At 29.8% G+C, this 3,989-nt stretch carries 5 protein-coding genes; all 5 read right to left on the bottom strand.

Translation table 11 applies throughout. The annotated features are described in order from the left end of the window. Window positions 1-122: 122 nt before the first annotated feature. Window positions 123-821 carry a DUF443 family protein gene (locus VK071_11435; GenBank protein HLR35922.1) on the bottom strand — a complete coding sequence of 233 codons (699 nt, stop codon included), beginning with the start codon at window positions 819-821 and terminating at the stop codon, window positions 123-125. Window positions 822-924: 103 nt separating this feature from the next. Further along, window positions 925-1,314, bottom strand: coding sequence for a hypothetical protein (locus VK071_11430; protein HLR35921.1), 390 nt, complete (start codon window positions 1,312-1,314; stop codon window positions 925-927). Between the two features lie 313 nt (window positions 1,315-1,627). Continuing rightward, window positions 1,628-1,933 (bottom strand): DUF4176 domain-containing protein, encoded by a 306-nt coding sequence (locus tag VK071_11425; protein HLR35920.1) that lies wholly within the window; start codon window positions 1,931-1,933, stop codon window positions 1,628-1,630. A gap of 12 nt (window positions 1,934-1,945) precedes the next feature. Continuing rightward, window positions 1,946-2,641 carry a DUF443 family protein gene (locus VK071_11420; protein ID HLR35919.1) on the bottom strand — a complete coding sequence of 232 codons (696 nt, stop codon included), beginning with the start codon at window positions 2,639-2,641 and terminating at the stop codon, window positions 1,946-1,948. 191 nt (window positions 2,642-2,832) lie between these two features. Further along, window positions 2,833-3,989 (bottom strand): T7SS effector LXG polymorphic toxin (locus VK071_11415; protein HLR35918.1); only part of this gene is annotated, 1,157 nt, incomplete at its 5' end.

The following is a 3,989-nucleotide window of genomic DNA, read 5'->3' as shown; positions in this document are numbered from 1 at the left end:
GTAATATCATCTATACTTTCTATTTTCATAATTTATCTTGTCCCCCCTACATATGTCTTTGGTGGGTTAAATAATGAACTAGTTTTTTATATTCATTTCTAAATTTCGTTGGTACAACTATCTTATTTATCTTCCACGGTTATAGTAGCATTTTCTAAATGCTCAGGGTTTACAGCAGAACCTATAGCCATTATAGACCAAACGAGATAAAGTATAAAATACATTATATAATCTCTTACATCTGGACTTTTTGCAATAATAAGATTAAGAGAATACAAGATACCTTCGAAGCAAACTATTATTAATATAATAAATCCAATTAGAATCTTTTTCCAAACTTTTTTGTTTTCTTCAAATGGCAATTTAAACCTAATTCTTTTTTTATTATATTCTTCATTTAATAAACTAAATAATTTTCTTTTTTTAAAGCATCTTGATATCGTGAAGTATCCTATAAATATAGTTGGTATCATATATAAATATATTATATTAAAGTTTTTTGGCAAACTAAAGTTACTAACAATTTTATGGACAAGTTTTGCAAAAAAACTACTTAAAACCATGATGGTAAAAATAATTCCCCAACCTATATCTAATTTTTTTACAGAATGTACCTCCTCTAATTCTTCTAAAATTGCATCATTAATTTCATAACCATTTATGGGCAATAAATACCAATTTAATATAGGTAGAAAAAGGGAAATGAGGTAAGTGCTCCCATCTAGTATATAAGTTTTATTTCTATATCTAAACACTTTATATCTCCAGTTTCCTTTTATATGAGTTAGCGTAATATCATCTTCATTTTCTATTTTCATCATTTAACTTGCCTCCCTAATAGCCATAGTCTAATTCAATAGCTGGATACTCTATAGGATTAATACCATCATAATGATAGTTGCTTTCGCCTACTTTTGAACTGCCTTAAGTTAAACCGTAGTACAATGATTCTCCAACCTTTGCTCCAATATATGAACAACCAGCAATTACTCCAACAGTCAATAATATAGCACCAATTCCTGTTATACCAAAGAGAAAGGCTGCACCAGTTGCAGCTACTCCACCAATCTTAGTCCCAACAGCACTACCACCTGTAGTTAACCCATTCTTTAAAATTGCCTGCCCAACACCATATCCATCTTTTACATCTTTATATGTGCTTGTTATAAAATTTGCAACTGTAAGCCCTGTTCCTATCTTCCCCAAGGTTTCAAATTTTCCTGCTATTGAGTATGCATTCTTATTCAAAAAGTTTGCAACTGAATCAACCATGGACGAACCACCAGGCTCAATTTTACCCAGCCTAGGAGACATTTCACGTATAGTATTACCTATTGTCTCAAAAGTCTTAGATTCTGCCCTGTTTCTATTACTCCACCTACTACAAGCCCCTGCACCATCCTTAGCTTTTTCACCAGGTTCTTTATCTACATTAACATTAGTATAATATCTTTTAACATAACCTGCAGTTGCTTTGTTTATAAATATACCTTATGTAATCTATCAATAATTTCTTATGTATATTTAATTTCTAAACTATCTAATCATATCCTTCATTCCTTAGGTAAAATCTTAAAATAATGGATTGTAGTTTTTCTTATCCTACAATCCATTCTCTCTTTTAATCTTACTTTTCAGGTTCCGTTGGAACTACTCCTTTTTTATATTCATCTTTATTTTCTTCCATCCATTCGTTATATAGTTCTTGAAACCTATCTTCTGCTTCATCATGGTATCCATTGAATACTACTTTATCTATATTTTCTTCATTAAAGTGTAAAATTCTTTCCATATCTAAACCTACAGGATATATGCATCCTGAATAATCAAATATTAATCCTTCACCACCCTCTTCAACAATTGGACCTCTACTTAGAATCATTACTTTTTCTACACCATCTTTTAAATATACTATACTACCTAATTCTAACATCAATCTTCCCCCCTATTTGTCTTTTATAACTACTGTCATATCTTTAAAGTACTTTTTTCCTATATCTCCGTGCATACTTCCAAAAGCCCAACAGAGTATAACTACAAAATACCAAAAATAATCTAGAGGTTCTGAGTTTTCTCCCATAATTCTTCTACCTAAAAATACTACAAAGCTAAATACAAGTAACCATACTAATACGCTATGTGTATAAATAACCCATTCATCAGTTTCTCTTTTTCTTTCTGGTGGATTACAAAATCTTATTCTTTTTTTATTATTTTGCTTACCAATTAACTCAATCAATTGTTTCTTTTTAGAGTATCTTGATATTAAGTAAAATAAAGTTAAGATAACTGGCAATAAGTAGATAAATATAAAGTTAAATTTATCACTTGGAGTAATCTTTTTAAAACTTGATTTTATCAAAATACCCAATAATGAGCTTAATGAAGATATAAGGAGTATTTTTGAAAAGTTAATATCTGCCTCATCTTTAAGTTTCTCTTTTATTCTTTTTACAGTTGTATTATCTATCTCATATCCATTCATAGGGAACAAAGGATTTACTGTAAATAGTATTAATGAATACCAATAAGTACTTGCGTCTAATAAATAAATTTTATTTTCATACCTGAGTATCCTATATCTCCAATTATTTTTTATATGCGTTATTATCATATCATTGTTATTTTCTTCTTTATACATAATACCTCCTAAAAATTTATTTGTAATATTAAATAAACAACATAATTAAATATCTAAACTTTAATATCTAATCATTTTATATGAAATTAAACCCTATCTTTAAATACTATATATTATTGGTTATTTTTTATATATCTTATAATAACCTCTATTTATTCTTTTGTTTATATAAACCAATTTTGTTAATACTTTTAATATCCATAGTTATAATCATACTTTTCAGGGTAAGGTATAGAATGGAAACCATCATACCAATATTTTTTTGATTCCTCATTCTGCTCAACCTCGTTGCCCGCACCCAACACAGAATAATATACAGCTTCGCCAATCTTAGAACCTATATATGAACCAGCAGCAATCAGACCTACAGTCATTACAACTGGCAAACCTGAAGTTGCAAGTAAAGCTCCTACTCCAGCACTAAGTGCAATACTACCACCTGTAGTTAATCCATTCTTTAAAATCGCCTGCCCAACACCATATCCATCTTTCACATCTTTATATGTGCTTGTTATAAAATTTGCAACTGTAAGTCCCGTACCTATTTTTCCTAAGGTTTCAAATTTTCCTGCCATTGAGTCTGCATTTTTAGTGAAAAAATTTGATACTTTTGCATATTTTTGATCAACCATTATAAATTGCCCAGGTCCTTCTGGCCCAAGCGTACCGTATTTAACAGACACCTCACGCATAGTATTACCTATTGTCTCAAAAGTCTTATATTCTGCCCCTGTTTCTATTATTCCATCTACTACAGCCCCTGCTCCATCCTTAACTTTCTCACCAGATTTTTTATCTACCTTAACATCAGGAAAATATCCTTTAGTATAACCTACCATTGCATCAAAATTATTTTCCAACGTACCTGGATCTTTTGCCCTTAAAAAATCCAATAAAACATTTATACTTTCCTCAACATTTTTAAATTCATCATCTAACTGTTCGCATTCCTCAACATCTCTTATTATTTCTTGTAGTTCCTCTAACATCCTATTATGAGCTGATATTATATTATGGGAATTAGGAATGTTCACTGATGCTATGCTATCTATGCCTATAATAATTCGGTTGACATTATTGGAAACTTCTTGAATTAATCTTCGACTATTTCTTATTTCTCTATCAATTTTATCAAAATCATCTCTACTGAATACTGCAAATCCACTATCTATATTTGAATAATTGTCTTTATATTCCTTTGCTTTTCTTTTATATGCTTCAAATACAGATAAAGCATGCTCTATAGCTACAAGGGCAAATTTCCCAGTATCTTCTTTTATTGCTTCTGCTGTTTCACCTTTAATTCCATCAAATGTTGTTAAGTTTAAATATTTTTCTTCTACATCTT

This window comes from Tissierellales bacterium, from assembly GCA_035301805.1.
In the GTDB taxonomy this organism is placed as follows: Bacteria; Bacillota; Clostridia; order Tissierellales; family DATGTQ01; genus DATGTQ01.
This window is presented reverse-complemented; position numbering and strand designations above follow the sequence as displayed.